This window comes from Pseudomonas xanthosomatis (assembly GCF_019139835.1).
GTDB lineage: Bacteria > Pseudomonadota > Gammaproteobacteria > Pseudomonadales > Pseudomonadaceae > Aquipseudomonas > Aquipseudomonas fakonensis.
On sequence record NZ_CP077075.1, the window covers coordinates 1,561,596 to 1,587,276 of the forward strand.

Genomic DNA, 25,681 nt, shown 5'->3' on the forward strand with positions numbered 1-25,681 from the left:
TGACCCGCGGATTTGAGTGACAACCATGCCAAAACGTACAGACATCAAAAGCATCCTGATTCTCGGCGCTGGCCCGATCGTGATCGGCCAGGCCTGCGAATTCGACTACTCCGGCGCCCAGGCCTGCAAAGCCCTGCGCGAGGAAGGTTTCCGCGTCATCCTGGTGAACTCCAACCCGGCCACCATCATGACCGACCCGGCCATGGCCGACGCCACCTACATCGAGCCGATCAAGTGGCAGTCGGTGGCCAAGATCATCGAGAAAGAACGCCCTGACGCCGTCCTGCCGACCATGGGTGGCCAGACTGCCCTGAACTGCGCCCTGGACCTGGAGCGCCACGGCGTTCTGGAGAAGTTCGGCGTAGAGATGATCGGTGCCAACGCCGACACCATCGACAAGGCCGAAGACCGTTCGCGCTTCGACAAGGCCATGAAAGACATCGGCCTCGAGTGCCCGCGCTCGGGTATCGCCCACAGCATGGAAGAGGCCAATGCGGTGCTCGAGAAGCTCGGCTTCCCGTGCATCATCCGCCCGTCGTTCACCATGGGCGGCACCGGTGGCGGCATCGCCTACAACCGTGAAGAATTCGAAGAAATCTGCGCCCGCGGCCTCGACCTGTCGCCGACCAAGGAGCTGCTGATCGACGAATCGCTGATCGGCTGGAAGGAATACGAGATGGAGGTGGTCCGCGACAAGAAGGACAACTGCATCATCGTCTGCTCCATCGAGAACTTCGACCCGATGGGCGTGCACACCGGTGACTCGATCACTGTCGCACCGGCACAGACCCTGACCGACAAGGAATACCAGATCATGCGCAACGCCTCGCTGGCGGTGCTGCGTGAAATCGGCGTCGAAACCGGTGGTTCCAACGTGCAGTTCGGTATCTGCCCGAACACCGGCCGCATGGTCGTGATCGAGATGAACCCGCGTGTATCGCGTTCGTCCGCCCTGGCTTCCAAGGCCACCGGCTTCCCGATCGCCAAGATCGCCGCCAAGCTTGCCATCGGCTACACCCTCGACGAGCTGCAGAACGACATCACCGGCGGCCGCACCCCGGCGTCCTTCGAGCCGTCGATCGACTACGTCGTCACCAAGCTGCCGCGTTTCGCCTTCGAGAAATTCCCGAAAGCCGACGCCCGCCTGACCACCCAGATGAAATCCGTGGGTGAAGTCATGGCCATCGGCCGTACTTTCCAGGAATCCCTGCAGAAAGCCCTGCGCGGCCTGGAAGTCGGTGCCTGCGGCCTCGACCCGAAAGTCGACCTGGCCAGCGCCGACGCTGCCAGCATCCTCAAGCGCGAGCTGACCGTGCCGGGCGCCGAGCGTATCTGGTACGTGGCCGACGCCATGCGTTCGGGCATGACCATCGAAGAAATATTCGAACTGACCGGCATCGACCTGTGGTTCCTGGTGCAGATGGAAGACCTGATCAAGGAAGAAGAGAAGGTCAAGACCCTGGCCCTGTCGGCGATCGACAAGGACTACATGCTGCGCCTCAAGCGCAAGGGCTTCTCGGACCAGCGCCTGGCCAAGCTGCTCGGCATCACCGACAAGAACCTGCGCCGTCACCGCCACAAGCTGGAAGTGTTCCCGGTGTACAAGCGCGTCGACACCTGCGCCGCCGAGTTCGCCACCGACACCGCCTACCTGTACTCCACCTACGAGCAAGAGTGCGAGGCCAACCCGTCGACCCGCGACAAGATCATGATCCTGGGTGGCGGCCCGAACCGTATCGGCCAAGGCATCGAGTTTGACTACTGCTGCGTGCACGCGGCCCTGGCGCTGCGTGAAGACGGTTACGAGACCATCATGGTCAACTGCAACCCGGAAACCGTCTCCACCGACTACGACACCTCCGACCGCCTGTACTTCGAGCCGCTGACCCTGGAAGACGTGCTGGAAGTCTGCCGCGTCGAAAAACCCAAAGGCGTGATCGTCCACTACGGCGGCCAGACCCCGCTGAAACTGGCCCGCGCCCTGGAAGAAGCCGGCGTACCGATCATCGGTACCAGCCCGGACGCCATCGACCGCGCCGAAGACCGCGAGCGTTTCCAGCAGATGGTTCAGCGTCTGAACCTGCTGCAGCCGCCAAACGCCACCGTGCGCAGCGAAGAAGAAGCCATCAGCGCCGCTGGCGGCATCGGCTACCCGCTGGTGGTGCGCCCGTCCTACGTACTGGGCGGCCGTGCCATGGAGATCGTCTACGAACTGGACGAGCTCAAGCGCTACCTGCGTGAAGCGGTGCAAGTGTCCAACGACAGCCCGGTGCTGCTCGACCACTTCCTCAACTGCGCCATCGAAATGGACGTGGATGCGGTGTGCGACGGCACCGACGTGGTGATTGGCGCGATCATGCAGCACATCGAACAGGCCGGCGTTCACTCCGGTGACTCGGCGTGCTCGCTGCCACCTTACTCGCTGAGCAAGCAAGTGCAGGACGAAGTCCGCGTTCAGGTCAAGAAAATGGCCCTGGAGCTGGGCGTTGTTGGCCTGATGAACGTGCAGCTGGCCCTGCAGGGCGACAAGATCTACGTGATCGAAGTCAACCCGCGCGCCTCGCGTACCGTGCCGTTCGTCTCCAAGTGCATCGGCACCTCGCTGGCAATGATCGCGGCCCGCGTCATGGCTGGCAAAACCCTGAAAGAGCTGGGCTTCACCCAGGAAATCATCCCGAACTTCTACAGCGTCAAGGAAGCCGTCTTCCCGTTCGCCAAGTTCCCGGGGGTTGACCCGATCCTCGGCCCTGAGATGAAATCCACCGGTGAAGTCATGGGCGTCGGCGACAGCTTCGGTGAAGCCTTCGCCAAGGCCCAGATGGGTGCCAGCGAAGTGCTGCCGACCGGCGGTACTGCGTTCATCAGCGTGCGTGACGACGACAAGCCGCAAGTGGCTGGCGTTGCCCGCGACCTGATCGCCCTGGGCTTCGAAGTGGTCGCAACCGCCGGTACCGCCAAGGTGATCGAAGCGGCCGGCCTGAAAGTGCGCCGTGTGAACAAGGTGACCGAAGGCCGCCCGCACGTGGTCGACATGATCAAGAACGACGAAGTGTCGCTGATCATCAACACCACCGAAGGCCGCCAGTCGATTGCCGACTCGTACTCGATTCGCCGCAATGCGCTGCAACACAAGATCTACTGCACCACCACCATTGCGGCCGGTGAAGCCATCTGCGAGGCGCTGAAATTCGGTCCGGAAAAGACCGTTCGTCGCCTGCAGGATCTGCATGCAGGACTCAAAGCATGAGCATTACCAAGTACCCGATGACCGTTCAGGGCGCTCGCGCCCTTGAAGAAGAGCATCTGTTCCTGAGCAAGACCGAGCGCCCGCGCCTGAGCCAGGCAATCGGCGAGGCCCGTGAGCTGGGCGATCTGAAGGAGAACGCCGAGTACCATGCCGCCCGCGAGGAGCAGGGCATGGTCGAGGCGCGTATCCGTGACATCGAAGGCCGCCTGCAAAACTCGGTGGTGATCGACGTCACCACCATCGCCCACACCGGCAAGGTGATTTTCGGGACCACCGTGGACCTGGAAAACACCGAAACCGGGGATCAGGTGACCTACCAGATCGTGGGTGAGGACGAGGCCGACATCAAGAAGGGCAAGCTCTCGGCCGGTGCGCCGATCGCTCGCGCCATCATTGGCAAGGAAGAGGGCGACATCGTTGTCGTCAAGACGCCAAGCGGCACGGTCGAGTACGAGATTGTCGAAGTCAAGCACATCTGACCGGCGCCTGCGGGCGCCTTCCCTCGAGGGTATCCTCTGGCAGCTGGCCCAGGTGTTCTGGGTCGGCGGCCTTTGGGTGTTTCACGTGGGGTTGGTGCCGGCGCTGAAAGTCAGTGGTCTTGCGCCCTTGCTGGTGCATGACGTGGCCGGGCAGATCGACCGCTGGTTGATCGGCGTGGCTATGCTCGGGCTGCTGGTGCAGCTGGCAGTATTGGCGAGGGTGGATGGCCTGGCGGCCTGGTGGCGGCAGTTTCGCGGCCAGATGCTGCTGCTTGGCTTTGCTGCCTGCATCAGCTACTACACGCTGCGCTACGGGATTTCCGTGGGCGAGCGCTGGCAGATGTTCTGCTTTTTGGTGCTGGGCTTCTCCGGCATCGTGCTGGTGGCCCAGCCGGTTCCGCTGAGGGCGCGGCGCTAGCCGGGCATCTCGGGCCTGTACGGTACATGTGGGAGCGGGCTTGCCGGAGTGCCGGACCACCGCGAGCACGGGCGAATCCCGTGCCATCCATCGCGGTGGCTGCTTCGCGGGCCAGCCCGCTCCCACAGGGCCTTTCAGCCCTGCATCCGATCGTTACTTGTAACGGTGGATATTGGACAGCTGCTTGTTCGGCTGCGGGTTCTTGCGGTAGATCAGCGCCTTCTTGCCGATGGTCTGCACCAGTTCGGCGCGGCCGGCCTTGCACAGCTCGGCGATGACGGCAGCACGTTCTTCACGGTCTTCCGAGCGGATTTCGACCTTGATCAGCTCGTGATCGACCAGGGCGCGTTCCAGTTCGGCGACCACGCCTTCATTCAAACCATTGCCCGCGACGATCAGAACCGGCTTCAGGTCATGACCAATGGACTTGTATTGCTTCTTCTGCTCGTTGTTGAGCGGCATAATCTGACCCTTTTCGTCTGATTCTGTAAAATTGACGGGCATTTTACCCGAGGGCCTGTGGCTCCGCCCAGTCAAACACGACGCATATCATCGAGGTGCCCCGTGGTACAACGTTCCAAAAGCAGCGCAAACTGGCTGCGCGAGCATTTCAACGACCCCTTCGTCAAGCAGGCGCAGAAGGACGGCTACCGTTCGCGCGCCAGCTACAAGCTGCTGGAGATCCAGGAAAAGGACAAACTCATCCGCCCTGGCATGAGCGTGATCGACCTCGGCGCGGCCCCTGGTGGTTGGTCGCAGGTGACCAGCCGTCTGATCGGCGGGCAGGGGCGGCTGATCGCCTCGGACATCCTGGAAATGGACGCCATCGCCGACGTGACCTTCATTCAAGGTGACTTCACCAAGGACGAGGTGCTTGCGCAGATCCTGGAGGCGGTGGGCGATTCGCACGTGGACCTTGTGATTTCCGACATGGCCCCCAATATGAGTGGTACCCCCGCGGTGGATATCCCGCGCGCCATGTTCCTCTGCGAGCTCGCACTGGACCTGGCGAGCCGCGTACTGCGCCCTGGCGGCGACTTCCTGATCAAGATCTTCCAGGGTGAAGGTTTCGACGTTTACCTGAAGGAAGTGCGCAGCAAGTTCGACAAGGTGCAGATGCGCAAGCCTTCGTCGTCGCGGGACCGCTCCCGTGAGCAGTACCTGCTGGGGCGAGGATTCAAGGGGGCGTGAGCGGTTTTGCGTGGTGGCCGATAGTTATTTCCAATCGGCCGCTGCGTCAGGATCGTCCGAACTTCGTGTAGTCTAGCTTTCACAAAGGGTTACAGACGGTGCCTGCGTGTGCGTAGGTAATGTAGTAAGTTAGGGCGATGAATATCATGCGAGGCACGGTTGCGTTGTGCGCCGGCCTCAGAGGGTAGCGAATTGAACGACATGGCAAAGAATCTGATCCTCTGGTTGATCATCGCCGCTGTCCTGGTGACGGTGATGAACAACTTCTCGAGCCCTAACGAGCCGCAGACCCTCAACTATTCCGACTTCATCCAGCAGGTCAAGGATGGCAAGGTCGAGCGCGTGACCGTCGACGGCTACATCATTACCGGCAAGCGCACCGACGGCGACAACTTCAAGACCGTCCGTCCGGCCATCACCGACAACGGCCTGATCGGCGACCTGGTCGACAACCACGTCACCGTCGAAGGCAAGCAACCTGAACAGCAGAGCATCTGGACGCAGTTGCTGGTCGCCAGCTTCCCGATTCTGGTGATCATCGCCGTGTTCATGTTCTTCATGCGCCAGATGCAGGGCGGAGCAGGCGGCAAGGGCGGCCCGATGAGCTTCGGCAAAAGCAAGGCGCGCCTGCTGTCCGAAGACCAGGTGAAAACCACTCTGGCTGACGTCGCCGGGTGCGACGAGGCCAAGGAAGAAGTCGGCGAGCTGGTCGAGTTCCTGCGTGATCCGGGCAAGTTCCAGCGCCTGGGCGGCCGCATCCCGCGTGGCGTGCTGATGGTCGGCCCGCCCGGTACCGGTAAAACCCTGCTGGCCAAGGCCATTGCTGGCGAAGCCAAGGTGCCGTTCTTCACCATTTCCGGTTCCGACTTTGTCGAAATGTTCGTCGGCGTGGGTGCCAGCCGTGTGCGCGACATGTTCGAGCAGGCTAAAAAGCACGCGCCGTGCATCATCTTCATCGACGAGATCGACGCCGTTGGTCGCCACCGTGGCGCCGGCATGGGCGGCGGTCACGACGAGCGCGAGCAAACCCTCAACCAGCTGCTGGTGGAGATGGACGGTTTCGAGATGAACGATGGCATCATCGTCATCGCCGCCACCAACCGCCCGGACGTACTTGACCCTGCGCTGCTGCGCCCGGGCCGCTTTGACCGCCAGGTGGTGGTCGGCCTGCCGGACATCCGTGGCCGCGAGCAAATCCTGAAAGTGCACATGCGCAAGGCGCCACTGGGCGAAAACGTCAACGCGGCCGTCATTGCCCGTGGTACTCCAGGCTTCTCCGGTGCCGACCTGGCCAACCTGGTCAACGAGGCGTCGCTGTTCGCTGCTCGTGCCGGCAAGCGCCTGGTCGAAATGAAAGAGTTCGAACTGGCCAAAGACAAGATCATGATGGGCGCCGAGCGCAAGACCATGGTCATGTCCGAGAAAGAGAAGCAGAACACCGCTTATCACGAGGCCGGCCACGCCATCGTCGGTCGCGTGGTGCCCGAGCACGACCCTGTCTACAAAGTGTCGATCATTCCGCGCGGTCGTGCCCTGGGCGTGACCATGTTCCTGCCGGAAGAAGACCGCTACAGCCTGTCCAAGCGTGCGCTGATCAGCCAGATCTGCTCGCTGTACGGTGGCCGTATCGCCGAAGAAATGACCCTGGGCTTCGATGGCGTCACCACCGGTGCCTCCAACGACATCATGCGTGCCAGCCAGATTGCCCGGAACATGGTTACCAAGTGGGGCCTGTCCGAGAAGCTCGGCCCGCTGATGTACGCCGAAGAAGAAGGTGAAGTGTTCCTCGGTCGCAGCGCCGGCAGCCAGCACGCCAGCGTGTCCGGCGAGACCGCCAAGCTGATCGACTCCGAAGTGCGCAGCATCATCGACCAGTGCTACGCCACGGCCAAGCAGATCCTCACCGACAACCGTGACAAGCTCGATGCCATGGCCGAGGCTTTGATGAAGTACGAAACCATCGATGCCGACCAGATCGACGACATCATGGCTGGCCGCACCCCGCGCGAGCCGCGTGACTGGGACAACGATGCCGGTACCTCTGGCAACCAGGCCTCCCAGGGTGACCGTCCGGAATCGCCGATCGGCGGGCCAGCTGCACAGCACTAAGGCTTTCTATGACCTCACAGCAGTACCCGACCCGGTTGCCTTGCGGCAACCGGGTTCTTGATTTGTCCCGTACCCATGTCATGGGCATCCTCAACATAACCCCCGACTCGTTCTCCGATGGTGGTCGCTTCAGTCAGCGTGACGAAGCCCTGCGCCACGCCGAAGCGATGGTGGCGGCTGGTGCCACGCTGATCGATATCGGCGGCGAGTCGACCCGCCCAGGCGCCCGCGCGGTGTCGCCCACCGAAGAGCTGGAACGCGTCGCGCCAATGGTCGAGGCGATCAACAGCCGCCTGGACGTGGTCATCTCGGTCGATACCTCAACGCCAGCAGTCATGCGCGAGTCAGCCCGCCTTGGCGCCGGCCTGATCAACGACGTGCGCGCCCTGGAGCGCGACGGTGCGCTGGACGCAGCAGCCGATACCGGCCTGCCGGTGTGCCTGATGCACATGCGTGGCGAGCCGGGTAACATGCAGGACAACCCGCACTACGACGATGTAACCGCCGATGTCGGGCGCTACCTGGAGCAGCGCATGGCGGCCTGCGCGGCCGTCGGCATTGGTGCCGAGCGCATTATCCTTGACCCAGGCTTCGGTTTCGCCAAGACACTGGCGCACAACCTGAGCCTGTTCAAGCACATGGAAGCGCTCTACCGCCTAGGCCGGCCATTGCTGGTGGGGGTGTCGCGCAAGAGCATGATCGGCCTCACCCTGAACCGCCCGGTCGATGAGCGGCTGTATGGCAGCCTGGCCCTGGCTGCACTGGCCATGACCAAGGGTGCAAGCATCCTGCGTGTGCACGATGTGGCCGAGACCGTCGATGTGGTGCGCATGATCGCCGCTGTACAGAGCGCCGAATAAGAACACTGGAGTCCCTATGAGCAGAAAATACTTTGGTACCGATGGTATCCGTGGCCGCGTTGGCCAGTTTCCCATCACCCCGGACTTCATGCTGAAACTCGGCTGGGCCGCAGGCATGGCGTTCCGCAAGCATGGCAACTGCCGCGTACTTGTGGGCAAGGACACGCGGATCTCGGGCTACATGTTCGAATCCGCGCTCGAGGCCGGCCTGTCCGCCGCCGGCGCCGACGTGCTGCTGCTGGGGCCGATGCCCACACCCGCCATCGCCTACCTGACCCGCACCTTCCACGCCGAGGCCGGCATCGTGATCAGTGCCTCGCACAACCCGCACGACGACAACGGCATCAAGTTCTTCTCCGGCAACGGCACCAAGCTGCCGGACGAAGTCGAGCTGATGATCGAGGAATTGCTCGATCAGCCGATGACCGTGGTCGAGTCGGGCAAGCTGGGCAAGGTGTCGCGCATCAACGATGCCGCGGGCCGCTACATCGAGTTCTGCAAGAGCAGCGTGCCTACCAGCACCAGCTTCGCCGGGCTGAAAATCGTGGTCGATTGCGCCCACGGCGCCACCTACAAGGTCGCCCCAAGCGTCTTCCGCGAGCTGGGCGCCGAGGTTACCGTGCTGCACGCAGCCCCCGATGGCCTGAACATCAACGAAAACTGCGGCTCGACCCATATCGAATCGCTGCAGGCTGCGGTGCTGGTGGGCCATGCCGACCTGGGCATTGCCTTCGACGGTGACGGTGACCGCGTGCTGATGGTCGACCATACCGGCGCCATCGTCGACGGTGACGAGCTGCTGTACATCATCGGCCGCGACCTGCACGACCGCGGCAAGCTGCAGGGCGGCGTGGTTGGCACCTTGATGAGCAACCTGGGCCTGGAGCTCGCGTTCAAGGAACTGGACATCCCGTTCGTGCGGGCCAAGGTCGGTGACCGCTATGTGATGGCCGAGCTGCTCGAGCGCGACTGGCTGCTCGGTGGCGAGAACTCCGGGCACGTGGTGTGCTGCAACCACACCACCACCGGTGATGCGATCATCGCCGCGCTGCAGGTGCTGATGGCGCTCAAGCGCCGCGGTGAAAACCTTGCTCAGGCCCGCCAGGGCGTGCGCAAGTGCCCCCAGGTGCTGATCAACGTACGCTTCGAGGCCGGCAAGGACGACCCGCTGCAAAACCCGTTGGTCCAGGAGGCCAGTAGCAAGGCCACCGAGGCCATGGCCGGCCGTGGTCGCGTGCTGCTGCGCAAGTCCGGCACCGAGCCGCTGGTGCGGGTAATGGTCGAGGGTGACGACGAAGGCCAGGTACGCGGCCATGCCGAAACCCTGGCCAAGCTTGTCGCAGAAGTTTGTGCCTGAAAGAGGCTTGCCAGCGCAGATCGGGTTGGGTAAGATCTGCGCCCACTTTGACCGACGAGGTAAAGCATGCGTCGCCCCATGGTAGCTGGTAACTGGAAGATGCACGGTACCCGCGCCAGCGTCGCTGAGCTGACCCAGGGCTTGAGCGAAATGCTCGTTCCCGACGGTATCGAAGTTGCGGTGTTTCCACCGGCCCTGTTCATCAACGAAGTCGTCGATGGGCTCAAAGGCAAGGGGGTCATCGTAGGTGCACAGAATTCTGCAATACAGCCTGAACAAGGCGCACTGACCGGCGAAGTTGCACCGAGTCAGTTGGCTGAAGTGGGTTGCAAGTTGGTCTTGATTGGCCATTCCGAGCGTCGCCAGATTATCGGCGAAAGTGACGAAGTGCTGAATCAGAAGTTTGCAGCCGCTCAGAAAAGTGGTTTGACGCCGGTGCTCTGTGTAGGGGAAACTCTCGAAGAGCGTGAGGCAGGCAAGACGCTGGAAGTTGTAGGGCGTCAACTAAGCAGTGTTATCGATGTGTTCGGTATCAAGGCTTTTGCCAATGCAGTCATTGCCTATGAGCCTGTCTGGGCCATTGGTACTGGTTTGACGGCCTCGCCCCAGCAAGCCCAGGATGTGCACGCCGCCATCCGCAAGCAGCTGGCAGCGATGGACGCCGAAGTTGCCGGTAACGTGCAGCTTCTCTACGGCGGCAGCGTGAAGGCGGCCAATGCGGCCGAACTGTTCGGCATGCCGGATATCGATGGGGGGCTCATTGGTGGAGCGTCCCTGAACGCAGACGAATTCGGTGCAATTTGTCGCGCCGCAGGAAACTGAACAAATGCTGGAAACAGTTATCGTTGTTTTTCATCTGTTGGCAGCACTGTCGCTGGTAGTGCTGGTTCTGCTGCAACAGGGTAAAGGTGCCGAAGCAGGTGCATCTTTCGGCGCAGGTGCTTCTAATACTGTGTTCGGGAGCCAGGGCTCTGCAACGTTCCTAAGTAAATTGACTGCTATACTCGCTGCCACTTTCTTTTTGACAGCACTTGGGTTAGGATACTTCGCGAAGCAACAAGCTCACCAGCTTGGCCAAGCCGGTCTTCCAGATCCTGCGGTGCTTGAAGTTAAAGAGCAGCAAAAACCGGCAGTTAATGATGACGTACCGGTGCTCCAACAGCAGAAGAGCGAAACCACCACTAACTCTGGTGATGTACCTCCTCCGGCTCAAGAGCAGAAGTAACGGGTTTCAAAAGTAGTATTGCCGAGGTGGTGGAATTGGTAGACACGCAACCTTGAGGTGGTTGTGCCCATAGGGTGTAGGGGTTCGAGTCCCCTTCTCGGTACCAATTGAAGCATGAGAGCCCGCTTTGAGCGGGCTTTCTTGCAGGTGGAGGTCGGATTGACCCTGTGCAGGGTTCGGTCTTATACTTTCGCCCCAGCTTTGTCGCGGGGTGGAGCAGCTTGGTAGCTCGTCGGGCTCATAACCCGAAGGTCGTTGGTTCAAATCCAGCCCCCGCAACCAGTTTTAGCAAAGCCCCTTTTAAGGGGCTTTTTGCTAGCCGACAGTTTTGGCGTCGTTGTCCAACGGCGCTTTCAGGGATGGGCGTTTCGCCCATTTTTTATTTGCACAGCATGCACGAGGGGGTTCAGGTGTCGAGCAAGCTAGAACAGTTGCAGGCCTTGTTGGCCCCGGTTGTCGAGGGTCTGGGCTATCAGTGCTGGGGGATCGAATACGTCTCTCAGGGCAAGCATTCGGTACTGCGCGTCTATATCGACAAGGAAGGCGGCATTCTGGTGGAGGACTGCGAAGCGGTCAGCCGTCAGGCCAGCGCCATCCTCGACGTGGAAGATCCGATCAGCAGTGAATATACCCTCGAGGTGTCCTCTCCAGGCATGGATCGCCCGCTGTTCACTCTGGAACAGTTTGCCTCGCATGCCGGCGAACAAGTGAAGATCAAGCTGCGCACGCCTTTTGAAGGGCGTCGTAACTTCCAGGGCCTTCTCCGCGGTGTGGAGGAGCAGGATGTGGTGGTCCAGGTGGACAGTCATGAGTTCCTGCTGCCGATCGACTCGATCGACAAGGCCAATATTATTCCCAGTTTTGACTGAGACGTGCCGGGCCCGGCGGATATTCCGGGCCCAATGGCTTGCGCAAGGCGAGGCGTACGATGAGCAAAGAAGTACTGCTGGTTGTTGAATCGGTATCCAACGAGAAAGGTGTACCGCCCGGCGTCATTTTCGAAGCGCTGGAAGTGGCCCTGGCCACTGCGACCAAAAAACGTTTTGAGGACGAAGTCGACCTGCGTGTGGAAATCAACCGCCACACCGGTAGCTACGAGACCTTCCGCCGCTGGACCGTGGTCGACGAAAACGACCTGGACGACCCGGCGATCGAGACCTGGTTGGAAAAGATCCAGGACACGCACCCGGACGCCAAGGTCGGTGACGTGATCGAGGAGAAGATCGAGTCGATCGAATTCGGCCGCATCGCCGCCCAGACCGCCAAACAGGTCATCGTGCAGAAGGTCCGTGAGGCCGAGCGCGCCCAGGTGGTCGATGCCTACCGCGAGCGCGTGGGCGAGATCATCTCCGGTACCGTGAAAAAGGTCACCCGCGACAACGTCATCGTCGACCTGGGCAACAACGCCGAAGCGTTGCTGGCCCGTGAAGACATCATTCCCCGTGAGACCTTCCGTGTCGGCGTGCGCCTGCGTGCGCTGCTCAAGGAAATCCGCACCGAGAACCGCGGCCCTCAGCTGATCCTGTCGCGCACCGCGCCACAGATGCTGATCGAGCTGTTCCGCATCGAAGTGCCGGAAATCGCCGAAGGCCTCATCGAAGTCATGGCCGCCTCCCGTGATCCGGGTTCGCGTGCCAAGATCGCCGTCCGCTCGAAGGACAAGCGCATCGATCCGCAAGGTGCCTGTATCGGCATGCGTGGTTCGCGCGTCCAGGCCGTATCCGGCGAGTTGGGTGGTGAGCGTGTGGATATCGTCCTGTGGGACGAGAACCCGGCGCAGTTCGTCATCAACGCCATGTCGCCGGCAGAGGTTGCCGCGATCATCGTTGACGAGGACGCCCATGCGATGGATATCGCCGTCGCCGAAGACAACCTGGCCCAGGCTATCGGCCGTGGCGGCCAGAACGTCCGTCTGGCCAGCCAGCTGACCGCCTGGACCCTGAACGTGATGACCGAGAAGGACATCCAGGCCAAGCAACAGGCTGAAACCGGCGACATCCTGCGCAATTTCATCGATGAACTGGAAGTCGACGAGGAGCTGGCACAAGTGCTGGTCGACGAGGGCTTCACCAGCCTCGAAGAAATTGCCTACGTACCGTTGGAAGAAATGCTCAACATCGATGGCTTTGACGAGGAAATCGTCAATGAGCTCCGCGCTCGAGCCAAGGACCGTTTGTTGACCAAGGCCATCGCTACCGAAGAAAAACTGGCAGACGCCCATCCGGCTGAAGACCTGCTCTCCCTCGAGGGCATGGACAAAGACCTGGCGGCCGAACTGGCGGTGCGCGGCGTGGTTAACCGCGAAGACCTGGCCGAGCAGTCGATCGACGATCTGCTCGACATCGACGGCATCGACGAAGAGCGTGCCGGCAAGTTGATCATGGCCGCCCGAGCCCACTGGTTCGAGTAATTAGGCGCGGCCTGAGGAGAGAAGTGCATGACGCAAGTCACGGTGAAAGAACTGGCCCAAGAGGTCGAGGCACCGGTAGAGCGCCTGCTGCAGCAGATGCGTGAGGCAGGTCTGCCGCACACCGACGCCGGTCAGGTAGTGACCGACAATGAGAAGCAGACCCTGCTGACTCATTTGAAGAGCAGCCACAAGAGCAAGGCGGAAGAGCCGCGCAAGATTACCTTGCAGCGCAAAACCACCAGCACGCTGCGTGTCGCCGGTAGCAAGAGCATCAGCGTAGAAGTACGCAAGAAGAAAGTATTCGTGCAGCGCAGCCCGGAAGAGATTCAAGCTGAGCAGAAACGCGAGCAGGAAGAGCGCCGCGCCGCTGAAAACGCCGCGCGCGAGAAGGTCGAGGCCGAAGTTCGCCAGCGTAACGAGGAGCAGGCACGCCGTCAGGCCGCCGAGGCCCAGGCAGCTGCGCCTGCGCCAAAGGCCGAGCCGGCTCCGGTTGCTGCTGCCCCGGTAGTGGCCAACGCGCCGGTGTCCGAAGACGCTGCCGCCCGTGCTGCCGAGCGCAAAAAAGACGAGACCCGCCGCAACGAAAGCCGTTCCCGTGACGACGACCGTCGCGGTGGTGGCCCGGCTGCCGCCGGCCGTGGCGATGCGCCACGCATGTCGGTCAAGGTCAAGGTCAAGGAGAAGGAAAAGGCTCCGACTCCACGCGCAGCCCCTCGTACCACCGACGAAGAAAGCGATGGCTTCCGTCGTCGCGGCGGCAAGGGCAAAGGCAAGAAGCGCAACCAGCACGGCTTCCAGAACCCGACCGGTCCCGTCATCCGTGACGTCACCATCGGCGAAACCATCACGGTTTCGGAGCTGGCCAACCAGATGTCCGTCAAGGGCGCTGAAGTGGTCAAGTTCATGTTCAAGCTGGGTACCCCGGTCACCATCAACCAGGTGCTCGACCAGGAAACCGCTCAGCTGGTCGCCGAAGAGCTGGGCCACAAGGTCACCCTGGTCAGCGACACCGCCCTGGAAGACTCCCTGGCCGAATCGCTGAAGTTTGAAGGCCAGACCGAGTCGCGTGCCCCGGTCGTGACCGTAATGGGTCACGTTGACCACGGTAAGACCTCGCTGCTCGACTACATCCGTCGTGCCAAGGTTGCTGCCGGCGAAGCCGGTGGTATCACCCAGCACATCGGTGCCTACCACGTCGAAACCGACCGTGGCATGGTCACCTTCCTCGACACCCCGGGCCACGCTGCGTTTACCCAGATGCGTGCCCGTGGTGCCAAGGCTACCGACATCGTCATCCTGGTGGTGGCGGCGGACGACGGCGTGATGCCGCAGACCCGCGAAGCCGTACAGCACGCGAAAGCTGCTGGCGTGCCGCTGGTCGTTGCAGTGAACAAGATCGACAAGCCAGGTGCAGACCTGGACCGCATCCGCAACGAGCTGTCCGTCGAAGGCGTGACCTCCGAGGACTGGGGTGGTGACACTCCGTTCGTCAAGGTTTCGGCGAAGATGGGTACCGGCGTCGATGAGCTGCTCGAAGCCGTTCTGCTGCAGGCTGAGATCCTCGAACTCAAGGCCACTCCGACCGCACCTGGTCGTGGTGTCGTGGTCGAGTCGCGCCTGGACAAGGGCCGCGGCCCGGTGGCTACCATCCTGGTTCAGGACGGTACCCTGCGTCAGGGCGACATGGTCCTGGTCGGCTCCAACTATGGCCGCGTGCGCGCCATGCTCGACGAGAACGGCAAACCGGTGAAAGAAGCCGGCCCGTCGATCCCGGTCGAAATCCTTGGCCTGGACGGTACTCCCGACGCCGGCGAAGAGATGTCGGTGGTTGCCGACGAGAAGAAAGCCCGTGAAGTTGCCCTGTTCCGTCAAGGCAAGTTCCGCGAGGTCAAGCTGGCCCGTGCTCACGCCGGCAAGCTGGAAAACATCTTCGAGACCATGGGTCAGGAAGAGAAGAAGACCCTCAACATCGTCCTCAAGACCGATGTGCGTGGTTCGCTCGAGGCGCTGCAGGGTTCGCTCGGCGGCCTGGGCAACGACGAAGTTCAGGTTCGCGTGATCGGTGGCGGCGTCGGTGGTATCACCGAGAGCGACGCCAACCTGGCACTGGCCTCGAACGCGGTGCTGTTCGGCTTCAACGTGCGTGCCGATGCCGGTGCGCGCAAGATCGTCGAGCAGGAAGGTCTGGATATGCGTTACTACAACGTGATCTACGACATCATCGAAGACGTCAAGAAGGCCCTGACCGGCATGCTCGGCAGCGATGTTCGCGAGAACATCCTGGGCGTGGCCGAAGTGCGCGACGTGTTCCGTTCGCCGAAGTTCGGCGCCATCGCCGGCTGTATGGTCATCGAAGGTACTGTGTACCGCAACCGTCCGATCCGCGTACTGCGCGACGACGTGGTGATCTTCGAAGGCGAGCTGGAATCGCTGCGTCGCTTCAAGGACGATGCTGCCGAAGTGCGTAACGGCATGGAGTGCGGTATTGGCGTCAAGAGCTACAACGACGTCAAGGTCGGCGACAAGATCGAAGTCTTCGAGAAAGTCCAGGTGGCTCGTACCCTGTAAGGGTGAGCCCGTTGCCAACCCCCGTTGCAGGGCGGTTGGCAGCGTCTCTGCAGGCAGCGCCCGGTCAGGCCAGAAGCTTGACCGGGCGTTTGCCGCTTTAAGTTACAGGTAGCCAGAATGGCCAAAGAATATAGCCGTACCCAACGCATTGGCGATCAGATGCAGCGCGAGCTGGCCGAGCTGATCCGCCGCGAAGTCAAGGACCCACGCGTGGGCCTTGTGACCATCACCGCCGTCGACGTCAGCCGCGACCTGGGCCACGCCAAGGTGTTCATCACCGTCATGGGCGAAGAAACCCCGGACGCCGTGCAGCAGTCGCTCAAGGCCCTGAACAGCGCCGCGAGCTTCCTGCGCCTGCACCTGGGCCGCTCGATGCAGCTGCGCAGCGTGCCGCAACTGCACTTCCACTTCGACGAAAGCGTCAGCCGCGGTGTCCACCTGTCGGCACTGATCGAGCGCGCGGTTGCCGAAGACCGTCTGCACAAGGATGCCGACAAGCCGGACGCCGAGGAGTAAGCGGTGGCCCAGGTCAAACGTATCCGCCGCAACGTCAGCGGCATCATCCTGCTCGACAAGCCGCTGGGGTTCACCTCCAACGCCGCGCTGCAAAAAGTTCGCTGGTTGCTTAACGCGGAAAAGGCCGGCCACACCGGCAGCCTCGACCCGCTGGCCAGTGGTGTGCTGCCGCTGTGCTTCGGTGAAGCCACCAAGTTCTCGCAGTACCTGCTCGATTCCGACAAGGGCTACGAGACAGTGATGCAGATGGGCCAGACCACCACTACCGGGGATGCTGAAGGCGAAGTCCTGAAGACCCGCGAGGTGACCGTTGGTCGCGCCGACATCGAGGCGGTGATCCCGCGTTTTCGCGGGCAGATCCAGCAGATACCGCCGATGTACTCGGCCCTCAAACGCGATGGCCAGCCGCTGTATAAACTGGCGCGTGCAGGGGAAGTAGTGGAGCGCGAGGCGCGTTCTGTTACTATTGGCCGGCTTGAACTGCTCGAGTGCGAAGGCACCCGTGCACGCCTGTCGGTTGGCTGCAGCAAAGGCACCTATATCCGTACGCTGGTCGAGGATATGGGCGAGGCGTTGGGCTGTGGTGCCTACGTCGCCGAATTGCGCCGTACCCAGGCAGGCCCCTTCGAACTGGCGCAGACCGTCACCCTCGAAGAGCTCGAAGCGGCCCACGCCGAAGGTGGCAACGAAGCGCTCGATCGCTTCCTGATGCCGTCCGACAGCGGGCTGCAAGACTGGCCGCTGGTGCTGTTGTCCGAGCACAGTTCGTTTTACTGGCTGCATGGCCAGGCAGTACGCGCCCCGGATGCCCCACAGTTCGGCATGGTCCGGGTGCAGGATCACAATGGTCGCTTCATCGGTATCGGTGAAGTGAGCGAAGACGGGCGCATTGCGCCGCGTCGGCTGATTCGGTCGGAATGACCGAACCCACAGGGCGAGGTCAACGCTTTGCCCTGCGGACTCGAGGATGGCTGTCAGTAGGCACGGTCATTACTCTTTTTATTAATACAGGGATCCAGTCCCTGGCCTATTGGACCCCGCTTGCGGGTTCCGTTTATCAGGAGAAGCCAAATGGCCCTCAGCGTCGAAGAAAAAGCCCAAATCGTTGCAGACTATCAGCAAGCCCAAGGCGACACCGGTAGCCCGGAAGTTCAGGTTGCCCTGCTGACCTTCAACATCAACAAGCTGCAAGGCCACTTCAAGGCCAACGAAAAAGACCACCACTCGCGTCGTGGCCTGATTCGCATGGTTAACCAGCGTCGTAAGTTGCTGGACTACCTGAAGGGCAAAGACACCACTCGTTACAGCGCCCTGATCGGTCGCCTGGGCCTGCGTCGCTAATAGCGGCCTGGTCAGTGGTGTGCATGGCGTGTCGCAAGCTTCGGCTATGCTGCTTCGCAGCATTGTCGTCGGGCACGCCACGCGTATCTCCGAGGTTGGCAGCCTGGCAATGCTGAGCGGATTGTTCCGCTTGGCGCCAGGCTCCCAGCCTCGTGTTGTATCTGGACGGTCAATGGGGCCGATTCCCCGTTCTGCCCAAGAATTCGCAAGAACCAGTTCCCCCAAGAGCCACTGAAAGGTAGGAAACCGTGAACCCGGTAATCAAGAAATTCCAGTTCGGTCAATCGACCGTTACTCTCGAAACGGGCCGCATTGCCCGTCAGGCAACCGGCGCCGTGCTGGTTACCGTCGACAACGACGTCACCGTGCTGGTGACCGTGGTCGGTGCCAAGCAAGCCGACCCGGGCAAGGGCTTCTTCCCGCTGTCCGTGCACTACCAGGAAAAAACCTACGCCGCCGGCAAGATCCCAGGTGGTTTCTTCAAGCGTGAAGGCCGTCCTTCCGAGAAAGAGACCCTGACCTCGCGCCTGATCGACCGCCCGATCCGCCCGCTGTTCCCGGAAGGCTTCATGAACGAAGTGCAGGTTGTCTGCACCGTGGTTTCGACCAGCAAGAAGACCGACCCGGACATCGCCGCGATGATCGGTACCTCGGCTGCCCTGGCGATCTCCGGCATTCCGTTCGAAGGCCCGATCGGCGCTGCCCGCGTTGCCTTCCACGAAAGCACCGGCTACCTGCTGAACCCGACCTACGAGCAGCTGCAGGCTTCGAGCCTGGACATGGTCGTGGCCGGTACCGAATCGGCTGTACTGATGGTTGAGTCGGAAGCCCAAGAGCTGACCGAAGACCAGATGCTGGGCGCCGTACTGTTCGCCCACGACGAATTCCAGGCCGTGATCAAGGCGGTCAAAGAGCTGGCTGCCGAAGCTGCCAAGCCGACCTGGGACTGGAAACCAGCGGTTGCCAACACCGAGCTGTTCAACGCCATCCGCGCTGAGTTCGGCGAAGCCGTATCCCAGGGCTACACCATCACCGTCAAGGCCGACCGCTATGCGCGTCTGGGCGAGCTGCGTGACCAGGCCATCGCCAAGTTCTCCGGCGAAGAAGGCCAGCCATCGGCCGGCGAAGTCAAAGAGATCTTCGGCGAAATCGAATACCGCACCGTTCGCGAAAACATCGTCAACGGCAAGCCACGTATCGATGGCCGCGACACCAAGACCGTGCGCCCGCTGAACATCGAAGTCGGTGTGCTGCCAAAAACCCACGGCTCGGCCCTGTTCACCCGTGGTGAAACCCAGGCCCTGGTGGTTGCCACCCTCGGTACCGCCCGTGATGCCCAACTGCTGGACACCCTCGAAGGCGAGAAGAAAGACCCCTTCATGCTGCACTACAACTTCCCGCCGTTCTCGGTGGGCGAGTGTGGCCGCATGGGCGGTGCCGGTCGTCGCGAAATCGGCCACGGCCGTCTGGCCCGTCGTTCGGTCCAGGCCATGCTGCCTGCCGCTGACGTGTTCCCCTACACCATCCGTGTAGTGTCGGAAATCACCGAATCCAACGGTTCCAGCTCCATGGCCTCGGTCTGCGGTGCTTCGCTGGCCCTGATGGACGCCGGTGTACCGATGAAGGCGCCGGTTGCCGGTATCGCCATGGGCCTGGTCAAGGAAGGCGAGAAGTTTGCCATCCTCACCGACATCCTCGGTGACGAAGACCACCTGGGCGATATGGACTTCAAGGTTGCCGGTACCGCCAAAGGTGTTACCGCGCTGCAGATGGACATCAAGATCAACGGCATCACCGAAGAGATCATGGAAATCGCCTTGGGCCAGGCCCTGGAAGCGCGCCTGAACATCCTCGGCCAGATGAACCAGATCATCGGCGAGTCGCGTACCGAGCTGTCGGCCAACGCCCCGACCATGATCGCGATGAAGATCGACACCGACAAGATCCGTGACGTCATCGGTAAAGGCGGCGCCACCATTCGCGCCATCTGCGAAGAGACCAAGGCTTCGATCGACATCGAAGACGACGGCTCGATCAAGATCTTCGGCGAGACCAAGGAAGCGGCAGATGCTGCCAAGCAGCGCATCCTGGGCATCACCGCCGAGGCCGAGATCGGCAAGATCTACGTCGGCAAGGTCGAGCGCATCGTCGACTTCGGCGCCTTCGTCAACATCCTGCCGGGCAAGGACGGCCTGGTGCACATCTCCATGCTGAGCGATGCTCGCGTCGAGAAAGTCACCGACATCCTGAAAGAAGGCCAGGAAGTTGAAGTACTGGTACTGGACGTGGACAACCGCGGCCGTATCAAGCTGTCGATCAAGGACGTTGCCGCTGCCAAGGCATCGGGCGTCTGATTCGGCCTTCGGGCTGAATGCAAGGACCCCTCGGGGGTAGTGCTGTAACCGGGGCTGCAAGGCAGCCCCGGCGGCACTATCACCGAGGGGTCTTTTTTTGTGCCTGGCCACTTGCATCTTGCACGTAGCAAACGGGCGAAGATTGCAAATTGCACGACCGATGATCTTGTGGTTTTTCTCTAACTCATTGTTTTTAAAGGGAACAAGCGAAACGTAAAAGCTGGCACGTGGCGTGCAATCTATCTGTTACCTGCCGCCAAAAACCACGGCGCAGACCTTTCGAACAACAGGAGTGACCCACATGAAGAAGTTCGCCATTGCTGCCGCTACTGCTACCGCTCTGACCCTGACCATGGCTAACGCGGCATTCGCCCAACAGTCCACCCAGGCCCCTATGCAGTTGGCGGCCGGTGAGGTGACCAAAGCCAAGGAAGCGACCTCTGACACCTGGATCACCACCAAGGTGAAGGCTGACCTGATGACCGAGAAAGGCGTACCAGGCAGCGACATCAAGGTTGAAACCAACAAAGGCGTGGTTTCGCTGTCCTCGGATGTTGCCATCACCGATGCACAGAAAGAGATGGCTGTGGCCATCGCCAAGAAGATCAAAGGCGTACAGGCCGTCTCGGCTGATGGCCTGAAAGCCGATTAAGGAATGTCCCGTCGGCCAAAGGGAATTGGCCAACCTACCCAGCAAAAACCCCGGCATCTGCCGGGGTTTTTTGTTTGTGCAGGATGACCCCGGATCTTTTGGCAGACACGGACCTGTAGGAGCGGATTTAGCCGCGAACACCGGCATAGCCGGTGCCAGCCACCGCGTCGCCTGCTTCGCGGGTAAGTGGCTGCAGTAAGGGATGCTCAATTGACCGGGTTACGCGCCACCACCTCACTCTCGTAACACACCTGCTCGACGATCAGCGGCTCCACCAGCGGCCGGCTGTCACGAAAATGCGCGGTGTGGGTATGGGCCTCATAGGCCGCGTCATCCTGGTAGATCTCGTACAGGTAGATCACGTCAGGGTCTTCGCGGTCCTGGGACACATCGAACACCAGGCAACCCGGCTCGGTGGCCACGGAAGCGGCGGCGTTGGCCTGAATGGCGGTGAGGAAGGCGTCGGCGCTGCCGGGCTTTACCCGGGTCTTGATAAACAGGCTGTACACAGATCACTCCTTTTGTTTTAAATTCTATTGTGAATTGTATACAAGAATAGGAGTGCTACCCATGTCCGATCTACCCAGCCGCCCGGGCCGCCTGAATGGCCTGCGCCATATTGCCTTGCTGGTACCCAACCTGGAGGAGTGCGAGCGCTTCTACGTCGATGTGCTGGGCATGCAGGTGCTGAACCGCGCCAACGAAGACCTGGTGTACCTCACCTGCGGCAACGACAACCTGTCGCTGGGGCGCGGGGCGATGGCAGCCAATGGGTTCCAGACCCTGGACCATTACGGCTTCATCGTCGACAGCGTGGAAGAGCTGGAGGCTTGGTACCAGTACTTCAAGGCCCACGGCGTGACCCTGCTGGACCGCCCGTTCAACCATGGTGACGGGGCGCGCAGTTTCCATTTGCTGGACCCGGCGGGGAACAAGGTGCAGCCGCTGTATCACCCGTCGGTGTCGGGGCAGCGGTTGGGATAGTGCACCGCGGGGCAAGCCCGCTCCCACGCCATCCAACGCTGCGTGGGAGCGGGCTTGCCCCGCGATGAGGGCCTACTCGGCATCCAGGTGCATCGGCGTTACCACCCGGCCATCGCTTTCAGGCTGGCCGAGCGCGGCGTCGATGAAGTACACGCGGTCGTCCTCCAGCTGGCCTTTGTCGACCAGGTAGTCCTTGATGCTGCTGGCCCGTTCCTGGCCCAGGTTGCGCAGCAACACGGCGCTTTCGGCCCATGACTTGATCACCGCCTCGCGCAGCTTGGCGGTGCGCTCGTCGCGGCCCAGTTGCTGCCATTCAGCCGGTGGCTGCTGTTTCAGGCGGTTGCGGTAGATGCCTTCGAGCATCGCCGGCTTGTCGCTGTCGTCCACCACCAGCAGCGAGGCATTGGCCGGCACCTTGTCGCCGCGCCGCTGCAGGATCTTGTACCAGGTGGCCTGGTATTCACGCTCCAGGCGCTGCTGGGCGATCAGCGGGCCATCGCTGGCCTGGGCGGCGGTGCCTTCGATCTCCAGGCGCAGCTCCGGGCGTTCCTTGAGCGCCGAGGCCAGCTTGTCGAGGGCGCCCTGGGCGTCGGGGGTGAGGTCGCTGGAACCCGCGGCGAACGATACGTTGCCCAGGTCCTCGGCACCGCCACCGGAGATCAGCCCGCCGAGCAGCTTGAATGGCGCCTGGGCTGCGCGCAGCACCAGGTTGCGCAGGGTCTGCCAGACAATCGGCATCACGCTGAACTGCGGGTTGTTCAGATCGCCCGTTACCGGCAGCTCGATGGAGATCTTGCCCTCGGTATCTTTAAGCAGGGCGACGGCCAAGCGAATCGGCAGGTCCACCGCGTCGGGGCTGTCGACCTTCTCACCCAGCTGCAACTGCTCCACCACCACCTTGTTCTCGGCCTTGAGCTGGCCATTGGTGATCAGATAGTGCAAATCGAGGTTCAGTCGCCCCTTGCGGATGCGGAAGCCCGCGAACTTGCCGGAGTAGGGGGTCAGGGTGGTCAGCTCGACGCGCTTGAAGCTGGTGGCGATGTCCAGGCTGGCCAGCGGGTTGAACGGGTTGAGCGCGCCCTTGATGGTCACCGGTGCATAGCGGTCCACCTTGCCCTTCACATCGACCTTGGCCGGCACCGACTTGCGGTTGTCGATGGTGCCGATCTGGCCATTGAGCTGCTGCACGGCCGTGGCGAAGTTGGGAGTGAGGGTGAGGTCGGCGAAATTGGCCGAGCCGTCATTGATGTTGATCTGGCCGATGCGAATGCCCAGCGGCTTGTCGGCTCTGGCGCTTTTGCTGGCGGCCGGCTTCTGGCTGGTGGCAGTCGCCCCGGCCGGTTGCGGGATCAGCAGGTCGTCGACGTTGGTGGTGCGGTCTTCGTTGATGATGAAGCGGGCATAGGGTTGCAGCAGGGTCACCTTGTCGATCGACAGGGCGTCACCGTGCACGTATGACAGGCCATCGACGTTGACCTGCTGCCATTTGACGAAGTCGCGGTTCTTGATGGTGTCGAGGGTGTGCAACTGGTTGACCTGGGCCTTGCCGGTGATGGCGAAGGCCAGCGGCGCGGTGTTCTTCAGGTCGACCTTGAGGTCGCTGGAGAGCATGCCGCTGCGCAGCTCCAGGCGAATGAACGGGCTGATGTAGGCCTGGGCCACGCGCAGGTCGATGTCGCGGGTGGCCACATCCAGCTTGGCGGTGACCGGTGCCAGGTTGACCTGGCCGGCCGCCTGCAATTTGCCCTGCTTGCCCACCCCGGTGTCGAGCTTGAGGGTAAAGGGCGACTGGTTGAGGCTGTCGAAGTTTTGCAGATCGAGGTTGAGCGGGCCGACGTCCAGCGCCACCGGCTCCTTCTGGCTACGGTCGGCCAGGTGCACCAGGTAGTTGCGCGCCTGCACATCCTTGAGCAGCACCTGCCAGGGCTTGCTGGGCGCCTTGGCGGCCTTCTCTTTGTCGGTCGGTTCGGCGGCGGCGGGCTCGGCTTTTTCTTTTTCTGTGGCCTTGGCCGGCTGGCTGGCGAACAGCTTCTGCCAGTCGAGCTGGCCGTCTTTTTCCAGTGCCGCCCAGGTTTCCAGCTTCTCGCTGCGCACCTTGCCGACGGTGACCAGCTGCTTGGCAAGGTCAATGGAGGTTTCACTCACCTCAAGGCTGGCCAGCCGCGCCAGCGGGCGGCCGTCCGGGGCCTTGATGGCGAAGGGGGCAACCCGCAGCTGGACGTTGTCCAGCAGCAGCTCGGTGTCTTTGGCGAGGTTGAGTTTGTAGTGGGTCTGGAGGTTGAGCACGCCGTCTTCGAGCACCAGCGGTACGGCGTCGCGTACGTAGGGCCAGAACAGCTTCATCTTGCCGTCGGCGACCTTCAAGGTGCCCTCGGAGGCGATCGGCGCCAGGCTCAGGGTGCCGCTCCAGTCGATGCGCCCGCCATTCGGGCCGTTGGCCACCAGGGTCATGTCGGCGTTGTCGTTGGGCAGGGTGCTGAGGTTTTTCAGCTCAAAGTTCATTGCGTCGTAGAGGAATTCGATCGGCTCGCTGGGGCGCAGGTCCTCGAAGTGCAGGTAGCCCTCGTTGAGCTTGATACTGCCGATGCGCAGCGGGAACGGATCGCTGGGCGGCTGGTCGGCCTTGGGCTCGCTGGGCGGCAGCTTGAACAGCCGGGTCAGGTTGAGGCTGCCGTCCTTGGCGAACAACAGCTCGGTGCGCGGCTTGTCCAGCTCCACCGCGTCCAGGTGCAGGGCTTTGGTCCACAGGCTGTCCAGCGACAGGTTGGCGTACAGGCGTTCGAAGCCCACCTGCTCCTTGCCGGGCTCGCCGATCTGCAGGCCCCACAGGGTCAGCTCGAGGCTGAACGGGTTGAGCTCGATGCGCTGCAGGTGGGCCGGCAGCGTGGCGTACTGGGCCAGTTGCTGGTTGGCGATGCGCAGGGCAATGCCGGGGAGTATGAGGAAGCCGAGCAGGCTGTACAGGGCCACGAGGGCCAGCAGGGCGCCGACGGCGCGGGTCAATCCTTTGGGCATGTGTCGCATCGTCTGTATCAGGCTGGGGTGCTTGGAGTATGGCACGTTAAATGGGTTCCGCTGAGCCGACCAAAATACCTTATTCAAGGCCCATGCGCCGCCGGGCGCGGTGCGCCGAGCCATCGCGCATGGCCCAGCGCAGCAGCGGTGCGGTCCTGGCCAGGCCCAGGCGCACCAGGCGTCGCTCCAGTGCCGACTGCTCAAGCTCCAGCATCCGCGCGGCCCACTCTGGCAGCAGGTCGATACCGGCCTTGAGCATCAGCTTGCCGACCGGTTCGGCCAGGCGGCTGGGGGCCGGGGCGCGCAGCAGAATGTCGACCACCTCCAGGCTACGGGCACTGCATTGCAGTTGTGGGCGCAGGCGTTGCAGGTAGGCCTCGACTTCGGCGCAGGAGCGCGGCACGTCGCGCGCCCCCAAGCGTTCGGCAATCAGGGCGATCTCGTTGTAGTAGGCATCTTGCTGGGCGCGCGGCAGGTGCGGGTTGCGGTAGCGCAGGTGGGCGGCGAGGAAGCTGCTCACCTCGGCCACGTGCACCCAGGTCAGCAGGTCGGGGTCGCTGGCGGCATAGGGGCGCCCGTCGGGGGCGGTGCCGACCACTTGCAGGTGAATGGTGCGCACCTTGTCGATCAGCCATTCGGCGTCGCGCAGCGAGCCGAAGGTGGTGCCGGAGATGAACTGGCTGGTACGGCGCAGGCGCCCGAGCAGGTCATGGCGAAAGTTCGAGTGGTCCCACACCCCGGCCAGGGCCAGCGGGTGCAGCAGTTGCAGCATCAATGCGCTGATGCCGCCCACCAGCATGCTCGGGAAGTCACCGTGCACCTGCCAGCTGATGCTTTGCGGGCCGAACAGCCCCGGGTCGCCCTTGGGCGTTTCCAGGTCGAGCTGGCCGAGGGCCAGCCCGGTGAGGCTCATGACCTGGGTTTCGATACGGCGGCGTAGAGCTTCCATGGCGGC

The 25,681-nt window shown here is 62.2% G+C and carries 22 protein-coding genes and 2 tRNA genes; 20 read left to right on the plus strand and 4 right to left on the minus strand.

What is annotated here, in order from left to right:
* The first annotated feature begins 25 nt into the window (after positions 1-25).
* From carB to KSS93_RS06900, 3 genes are read left to right on the plus strand one after another with little or no spacing between them, the layout of a single operon-like run.
* The gene (carB, locus tag KSS93_RS06890) at positions 26-3,247 is read left to right on the plus strand and encodes a carbamoyl-phosphate synthase large subunit (protein WP_217841714.1); all 3,222 of its coding nucleotides are present in this window, start codon (positions 26-28) and stop codon (positions 3,245-3,247) included.
* On the plus strand, positions 3,244-3,726 hold the full coding sequence (gene greA, locus KSS93_RS06895) for a transcription elongation factor GreA (protein WP_189654514.1): 483 nt from the start codon (positions 3,244-3,246) through the stop codon (positions 3,724-3,726). Before carB ends, greA begins: the two co-directional genes overlap by 4 nt.
* A complete protein-coding gene (locus KSS93_RS06900) occupies positions 3,704-4,144 on the plus strand; it encodes a DUF2567 domain-containing protein (RefSeq protein ID WP_217841716.1) in 441 nt (146 codons plus the stop codon). Before greA ends, KSS93_RS06900 begins: the two co-directional genes overlap by 23 nt.
* A gap of 153 nt (positions 4,145-4,297) precedes the next feature.
* Here the strand turns inward: KSS93_RS06900 and yhbY are convergent, their stop codons facing one another.
* Complete coding sequence (yhbY, locus tag KSS93_RS06905; protein ID WP_060509368.1) at positions 4,298-4,606, minus strand: ribosome assembly RNA-binding protein YhbY; 309 nt, start codon at positions 4,604-4,606, stop codon at positions 4,298-4,300.
* A 102-nt stretch (positions 4,607-4,708) separates the two neighbouring features.
* Between yhbY and rlmE the strand changes: the two genes are divergently transcribed.
* The 16 genes from rlmE to KSS93_RS06985 all read left to right on the plus strand — a co-directional run bounded on the left by rlmE (position 4,709) and on the right by KSS93_RS06985 (position 20,727).
* On the plus strand, positions 4,709-5,335 hold the full coding sequence (gene rlmE / locus KSS93_RS06910; RefSeq protein ID WP_217887674.1) for a 23S rRNA (uridine(2552)-2'-O)-methyltransferase RlmE: 627 nt from the start codon (positions 4,709-4,711) through the stop codon (positions 5,333-5,335).
* A gap of 201 nt (positions 5,336-5,536) precedes the next feature.
* Positions 5,537-7,444, plus strand: a complete 1,908-nt coding sequence (gene ftsH / locus KSS93_RS06915; RefSeq protein WP_217841718.1) for an ATP-dependent zinc metalloprotease FtsH — start codon at positions 5,537-5,539, stop codon at positions 7,442-7,444.
* Positions 7,445-7,452: 8 nt separating this feature from the next.
* Positions 7,453-8,304 (plus strand): dihydropteroate synthase, encoded by an 852-nt coding sequence (gene folP / locus KSS93_RS06920; RefSeq protein ID WP_217887675.1) that lies wholly within the window; start codon positions 7,453-7,455, stop codon positions 8,302-8,304.
* Positions 8,305-8,320: 16 nt separating this feature from the next.
* Positions 8,321-9,661, plus strand: coding sequence for a phosphoglucosamine mutase (gene glmM, locus KSS93_RS06925; protein ID WP_217887676.1), 1,341 nt, complete (start codon positions 8,321-8,323; stop codon positions 9,659-9,661).
* A 66-nt stretch (positions 9,662-9,727) separates the two neighbouring features.
* Entirely contained in the window at positions 9,728-10,483 is a 756-nt protein-coding gene (gene tpiA / locus KSS93_RS06930) for a triose-phosphate isomerase (protein WP_217887677.1), read from the plus strand.
* Positions 10,484-10,487: 4 nt separating this feature from the next.
* Complete coding sequence (gene secG / locus KSS93_RS06935) at positions 10,488-10,886, plus strand: preprotein translocase subunit SecG (protein WP_217887678.1); 399 nt, start codon at positions 10,488-10,490, stop codon at positions 10,884-10,886.
* Positions 10,887-10,906: 20 nt separating this feature from the next.
* Positions 10,907-10,992: transfer RNA gene (locus tag KSS93_RS06940), tRNA-Leu, on the plus strand.
* A gap of 99 nt (positions 10,993-11,091) precedes the next feature.
* Positions 11,092-11,168 (plus strand) — tRNA-Met (locus KSS93_RS06945).
* A gap of 128 nt (positions 11,169-11,296) precedes the next feature.
* Positions 11,297-11,755: a ribosome maturation factor RimP gene (gene rimP / locus KSS93_RS06950; protein WP_217843515.1), complete on the plus strand. Its 459-nt coding sequence runs from the start codon at positions 11,297-11,299 to the stop codon at positions 11,753-11,755.
* Between the two features lie 59 nt (positions 11,756-11,814).
* Entirely contained in the window at positions 11,815-13,296 is a 1,482-nt protein-coding gene (gene nusA, locus KSS93_RS06955) for a transcription termination factor NusA (RefSeq protein ID WP_217887679.1), read from the plus strand.
* 27 nt (positions 13,297-13,323) lie between these two features.
* Positions 13,324-15,864 carry a translation initiation factor IF-2 gene (gene infB / locus KSS93_RS06960; RefSeq protein WP_217887680.1) on the plus strand — a complete coding sequence of 847 codons (2,541 nt, stop codon included), beginning with the start codon at positions 13,324-13,326 and terminating at the stop codon, positions 15,862-15,864.
* 117 nt (positions 15,865-15,981) lie between these two features.
* Complete coding sequence (gene rbfA / locus KSS93_RS06965) at positions 15,982-16,380, plus strand: 30S ribosome-binding factor RbfA (protein WP_025340699.1); 399 nt, start codon at positions 15,982-15,984, stop codon at positions 16,378-16,380.
* Between the two features lie 3 nt (positions 16,381-16,383).
* Positions 16,384-17,301 carry a tRNA pseudouridine(55) synthase TruB gene (truB, locus tag KSS93_RS06970; protein ID WP_217887681.1) on the plus strand — a complete coding sequence of 306 codons (918 nt, stop codon included), beginning with the start codon at positions 16,384-16,386 and terminating at the stop codon, positions 17,299-17,301.
* A 150-nt stretch (positions 17,302-17,451) separates the two neighbouring features.
* Complete coding sequence (gene rpsO, locus KSS93_RS06975) at positions 17,452-17,721, plus strand: 30S ribosomal protein S15 (protein ID WP_110735089.1); 270 nt, start codon at positions 17,452-17,454, stop codon at positions 17,719-17,721.
* Between the two features lie 248 nt (positions 17,722-17,969).
* Entirely contained in the window at positions 17,970-20,075 is a 2,106-nt protein-coding gene (gene pnp, locus KSS93_RS06980) for a polyribonucleotide nucleotidyltransferase (protein ID WP_217887682.1), read from the plus strand.
* A gap of 301 nt (positions 20,076-20,376) precedes the next feature.
* Positions 20,377-20,727, plus strand: coding sequence for a BON domain-containing protein (locus KSS93_RS06985; RefSeq protein ID WP_217887683.1), 351 nt, complete (start codon positions 20,377-20,379; stop codon positions 20,725-20,727).
* Between the two features lie 206 nt (positions 20,728-20,933).
* On the opposite strand, the gene KSS93_RS06990 is transcribed toward KSS93_RS06985, so the two are convergent.
* On the minus strand, positions 20,934-21,236 hold the full coding sequence (locus tag KSS93_RS06990; protein ID WP_217841729.1) for a heme-binding protein: 303 nt from the start codon (positions 21,234-21,236) through the stop codon (positions 20,934-20,936).
* Positions 21,237-21,297: 61 nt separating this feature from the next.
* On the opposite strand from KSS93_RS06990, the gene KSS93_RS06995 reads away from it, so the two are divergent.
* Positions 21,298-21,711, plus strand: a complete 414-nt coding sequence (locus tag KSS93_RS06995; RefSeq protein WP_217887684.1) for a VOC family protein — start codon at positions 21,298-21,300, stop codon at positions 21,709-21,711.
* A gap of 72 nt (positions 21,712-21,783) precedes the next feature.
* Here the strand turns inward: KSS93_RS06995 and KSS93_RS07000 are convergent, their stop codons facing one another.
* The gene (locus tag KSS93_RS07000) at positions 21,784-24,726 is read right to left on the minus strand and encodes a DUF748 domain-containing protein (protein ID WP_217887685.1); all 2,943 of its coding nucleotides are present in this window, start codon (positions 24,724-24,726) and stop codon (positions 21,784-21,786) included.
* A gap of 79 nt (positions 24,727-24,805) precedes the next feature.
* On the minus strand, positions 24,806-25,675 hold the full coding sequence (locus KSS93_RS07005; protein WP_217887686.1) for an oxygenase MpaB family protein: 870 nt from the start codon (positions 25,673-25,675) through the stop codon (positions 24,806-24,808).
* Between the last annotated feature and the right edge of the window lie 6 nt (positions 25,676-25,681).

What these genes read in the sequence shown, in the direction of transcription:
- KSS93_RS07005 (WP_217887686.1), bottom strand. Translation starts at nt 25,675, where the DNA reads ATGGAAGCTCTACGCCGCCGTATCGAAACCCAGGTCATGAGCCTCACC.
- KSS93_RS06985 (WP_217887683.1), top strand. Translation starts at nt 20,377, where the DNA reads ATGAAGAAGTTCGCCATTGCTGCCGCTACTGCTACCGCTCTGACCCTG.
- tpiA (WP_217887677.1), top strand. Translation starts at nt 9,728, where the DNA reads ATGCGTCGCCCCATGGTAGCTGGTAACTGGAAGATGCACGGTACCCGC.
- glmM (WP_217887676.1), top strand. Translation starts at nt 8,321, where the DNA reads ATGAGCAGAAAATACTTTGGTACCGATGGTATCCGTGGCCGCGTTGGC.
- KSS93_RS07000 (WP_217887685.1), bottom strand. Translation starts at nt 24,726, where the DNA reads ATGCCCAAAGGATTGACCCGCGCCGTCGGCGCCCTGCTGGCCCTCGTG.
- KSS93_RS06995 (WP_217887684.1), top strand. Translation starts at nt 21,298, where the DNA reads ATGTCCGATCTACCCAGCCGCCCGGGCCGCCTGAATGGCCTGCGCCAT.
- infB (WP_217887680.1), top strand. Translation starts at nt 13,324, where the DNA reads ATGACGCAAGTCACGGTGAAAGAACTGGCCCAAGAGGTCGAGGCACCG.
- nusA (WP_217887679.1), top strand. Translation starts at nt 11,815, where the DNA reads ATGAGCAAAGAAGTACTGCTGGTTGTTGAATCGGTATCCAACGAGAAA.
- secG (WP_217887678.1), top strand. Translation starts at nt 10,488, where the DNA reads ATGCTGGAAACAGTTATCGTTGTTTTTCATCTGTTGGCAGCACTGTCG.
- rpsO (WP_110735089.1), top strand. Translation starts at nt 17,452, where the DNA reads ATGGCCCTCAGCGTCGAAGAAAAAGCCCAAATCGTTGCAGACTATCAG.
- folP (WP_217887675.1), top strand. Translation starts at nt 7,453, where the DNA reads ATGACCTCACAGCAGTACCCGACCCGGTTGCCTTGCGGCAACCGGGTT.
- greA (WP_189654514.1), top strand. Translation starts at nt 3,244, where the DNA reads ATGAGCATTACCAAGTACCCGATGACCGTTCAGGGCGCTCGCGCCCTT.
- carB (WP_217841714.1), top strand. Translation starts at nt 26, where the DNA reads ATGCCAAAACGTACAGACATCAAAAGCATCCTGATTCTCGGCGCTGGC.
- ftsH (WP_217841718.1), top strand. Translation starts at nt 5,537, where the DNA reads ATGGCAAAGAATCTGATCCTCTGGTTGATCATCGCCGCTGTCCTGGTG.
- yhbY (WP_060509368.1), bottom strand. Translation starts at nt 4,606, where the DNA reads ATGCCGCTCAACAACGAGCAGAAGAAGCAATACAAGTCCATTGGTCAT.
- rbfA (WP_025340699.1), top strand. Translation starts at nt 15,982, where the DNA reads ATGGCCAAAGAATATAGCCGTACCCAACGCATTGGCGATCAGATGCAG.